This is a genomic window from Rubrimonas sp. (genome assembly GCF_036788415.1).
GTDB lineage: Bacteria > Pseudomonadota > Alphaproteobacteria > Rhodobacterales > Rhodobacteraceae > Rubrimonas.
Map to the genome: position 1 here is coordinate 1 of NZ_DAIQNN010000188.1, position 3299 is coordinate 3299.

4 protein-coding genes are annotated in these 3299 nt (G+C 68.3%); 2 read left to right on the plus strand and 2 right to left on the minus strand.

Annotated features, from left to right (window positions below; translation table 11 throughout):
* Together V7Q31_RS18215 and V7Q31_RS18220 are read left to right on the plus strand one after the other, a co-directional pair.
* A partial coding sequence (locus V7Q31_RS18215) for an alpha/beta fold hydrolase (RefSeq protein WP_333835263.1) occupies nt 1-969 on the plus strand: 969 nt, incomplete at its 5' end.
* Between the two features lie 10 nt (nt 970-979).
* Nucleotides 980-1846, plus strand: a complete 867-nt coding sequence (locus tag V7Q31_RS18220) for an alpha/beta fold hydrolase (protein WP_333835264.1) — start codon at nt 980-982, stop codon at nt 1844-1846.
* A 115-nt stretch (nt 1847-1961) separates the two neighbouring features.
* Here the strand turns inward: V7Q31_RS18220 and nrfD are convergent, their stop codons facing one another.
* Both nrfD and V7Q31_RS18230 read right to left on the minus strand, forming a co-directional pair.
* On the minus strand, nt 1962-2882 hold the full coding sequence (nrfD, locus tag V7Q31_RS18225) for an NrfD/PsrC family molybdoenzyme membrane anchor subunit (protein WP_333835265.1): 921 nt from the start codon (nt 2880-2882) through the stop codon (nt 1962-1964).
* A partial coding sequence (locus tag V7Q31_RS18230) for a 4Fe-4S dicluster domain-containing protein (protein WP_333835266.1) occupies nt 2882-3299 on the minus strand: 418 nt, incomplete at its 5' end. The genes V7Q31_RS18230 and nrfD, both read right to left, overlap by 1 nt.

Consider the following 3299-nt stretch of genomic DNA (forward strand, 5'->3'; position numbering starts at 1 on the left):
CCCGACCTGCCGCATTACGGCATGTCCGGACCCGGCAACCTGCACCTCGACGAGTCGCGCTCGATGCAGGACATGCGCGAGGCGATCCACGACGTGGTCGTGAACAAGCTCGGCGTTGCGCGGGCGCATTACTACGGCCACAGCCTCGGCGGGCAGTTCGTGCTCGGCTATGCGCTGGAATGGCCGGAGACTGTCGAGAGCGTCATCCTCGAAGGCCCCGCCGGGCTCGAGGAGTTCCCGATGGAGATCGACCTCGGCGGCGGTAACATGGTCGCGCTGTTCGACCCTGCGCTCGCCAATCAGGGCGAGACATGGCGCACGGTGTGGGATCAGGCGGGGCTGTTCCAGGGCGAGTTCGACCGCACGGCGCAGAGCGTGGAGGACTTCTTCAACTTCTACGCACGCGACGCCGCCGGAAACCGCATCCCCTCGCCAATGGGCTATTTCAAGCGCGAGACGCCCTATGCGCGGCTGCACACCGACCAGCGCATCCAGATGATCGGGGGCAACCCGGCGGAGTTCCGCCAATGGGTGACGGCGTTCATCTGGGACATTCACGCGATCGCGTCGGAACTGCTGCGCGGCGACCCGGACAACCTGTATCGCCGCCTGCCGCAGATCGAGGCGCCGATCTTCCTCGCTTTCGGCGCGGAGGAGCCGTTCATCCCCTCGACCCCGCTCAACGGGCTGACCGACATGGCAAATCAGGTGATCACGCCGTTCGTCGAGCGGATGGCGGCGGCGGGAAATCCGCCGGTGGTGAAGATCTATCCCGGCGCGGGGCATTTCATCCACACCGACGAGCCGATCCGCTTCGCGCGCGACGTGGTGGATTTCGCGCTGACGGGCCGCGTGCAGGCCTTCTCTCCCAAAGTGGTCGACGCGCTCGTCAACGGCGCGCCGGCGGCTGCCGCGGGCGCGGTCGCGGCGGGGGGCGAAGCGCCGTCCACCGCAGGCCTCAGCAAGTGAGGGGCGCCCCGTGGGGCATGTGAACGTCGGCGAGGGCGTGCGGCTGGCTTGGCGCGCATGGGGCGAGGGTTCGACGACCGTCGCCTTCATCCACGGCAATCTCGCCAGCAAGGAGTGGTTCGAGCTGGTCGCGCGGCGTTTGCCGCGCGATCTGCGCGTGATCGGCTTCGACTGGCGCGGCTGCGGCGACAGCGACAGGCCCGAGCCGGGGCCGAACTACGCCAACTACGCGATGGAGCGGCACGCCGCCGACATGCTGGAGGGGCTCGACGCGCTCGGCGTCGGGCGCTGCCACCTGATCACCCATTCGACCGGAGGCTACATCGCGGCGCTGATGGAGCTGGCGGCGCCGGGGCGCTTCCCCCGCATCCTCGACCTCGACCCGGTCTCGCCGAAGGGCATGGCCTTCGACGCCGCGGGCCGCGCGGTGTTCGAGGCGATGAAGTCGGCCAAGGCGGTCACCCGGGCCGTGATGGCCAGCGCCGCGCCGACGCTCTTCGACCCGTCGAGCCTGACGCAGGGGAGGGCGCCCGCCTTCCTCGATCCGAAATCCGAGCTCGCGCGCTTCTACGACCGGATCGTGGACCAGACGTTCGGCGTGTCGGACGGCGTCTGGCTCGGCACGCCCTTCCATCTCGACCGGGCGTCGGCGACCGGCGGGCTGACGGCGCGGATGGGCGAGATGAAGGCGGAGCGGCTGATCGTCTGGGGCGAGCAGGACCTCTGGATCCCACAGGCCGATGTCGAGGCGATGGCGGCGGGGCTGCCGAATGCGCGCCTCGTCAAGGTTCCGGGCGTCGGCCATTCGATGAACCTCGAGGCCCCCGACCTGTTCGCGGGTTTCGTAGGCGCGCATCTCGGCGGCGCTGCGCTCTGAGCGAAGGCGAGCGGTCGAAGCGACACGCCCCGGGTCTCGCGATCCGGGGCGCGCGCGTGTGTGTCGTCCGGGGGCGGACCAACCGGGGTCGGGCCGGCCCGTCCCGCCTCTCGCCTCAGGCGAGGGGCTCCCAGGCGCCGGCCATCAGCACGGCGGCGCGCAGGAACAGCACGCCGGACAGCGCACCGACGGCCGACACCACGATCAGCGGCTTGTTCTTGCCCCGCAGGAGCATCCAGGCCGCGAGCGCCATCGGAAGCAGAATGCCCACGCCCACGACGCCGCCCCAGACCATCCAGGCGAGCGAGCCGGTGGTCAGCTCCTGCGCGCCGGCCCGCGCCGCGACGCTCGTCAGCCCGAGCGAGACGTGCAGGAAGGCGAGCACGGCGAGCAGCTTCACCGCGTCGAGGCCGAGGCCGAGCTTCATGCCGAAGATCGACACTTTCTCGTCGACCCAGCCGACCACGTACATCAGCTCGAGCACCGCGACGGTGGCGACGCTGGCGCTGATCACCCAGAGCACCGGGATCAGCGCGTTGCCCCAGAGCGGAATGCCCACAGCCTGCGTCAGCAGGAAGCCGCTGTAGACGACGCTGAACACGCCCACGAAGCCGAACAGGCCGACGAACAGATTGCTTTCACGCAGCGACACGACGATCCAGCGCACAGTCTTGGGTGCGATGGGGAAACGGTCGAGAATGAAGTCCATGTGCGAGAAGGCGAGGATGGCGGCCAGGATCAGATGGACCGACAGGATGCACACGCCGACGAACATCCACGAGCCGAAGTTGAAGTGCAGGTTGGTCACCATGGTCCAGACGAGGATCGGCAGGTTCCACCAGCGCGACAGGTGCGAGACCACGAACAGCAGGCCCAGAATGATCGCGCCCAGCACCGTATAGGCGACCGGCGCCTTTCGGACCGAGTAATAGGCGACCGAGGTCATCCCCCCGATGCCGACGAACCAGAAGAACCAGGCGATGGTCCACGTCCAGTGCGCGATGTGCGACTGGAAGACGATTTCCTGACCAGCCATCACACTTCCTCCACGATGAAGAATTTCGGTTCCGCGCCGCTGTTGGGCAGCAGGCGCCGGCTTTTTTTCGTGCGCAGCGTCACGCTGACGCTGCTTTCGGGATCGTTCAGGTCGCCGAAATCCCGCGCCATGCAGGGGCAGGCCTGCACACAGGCGGGCTGGAGGCCGGCCGCGACGAGCGACAGACAGCCGTCGCCCATGCATTTCATCGGAAGGCCGCTGTCGGGATGGACCCAGCGCACGTTGTAAGGGCAGCTCGTCACGCAGTACTTGCAGCCGGCGCACATCCGCGGGTCGATCCGAACGAGGCCGTCATCGTCGCGATAGACGGCGCCGAACGGGCAGGTGTTGACGCAGGGCGCGTCGTCGCAATGGGCGCATTGGTTGAGCAAGATTTGCGGTCGCCCTTCCGCCGAG

Bases quoted from the DNA above. Each gene is read 5' to 3' on its own strand.
- nrfD (WP_333835265.1), bottom strand. From the start codon at position 2,882: ATGGCTGGTCAGGAAATCGTCTTCCAGTCGCACATCGCGCACTGGACG.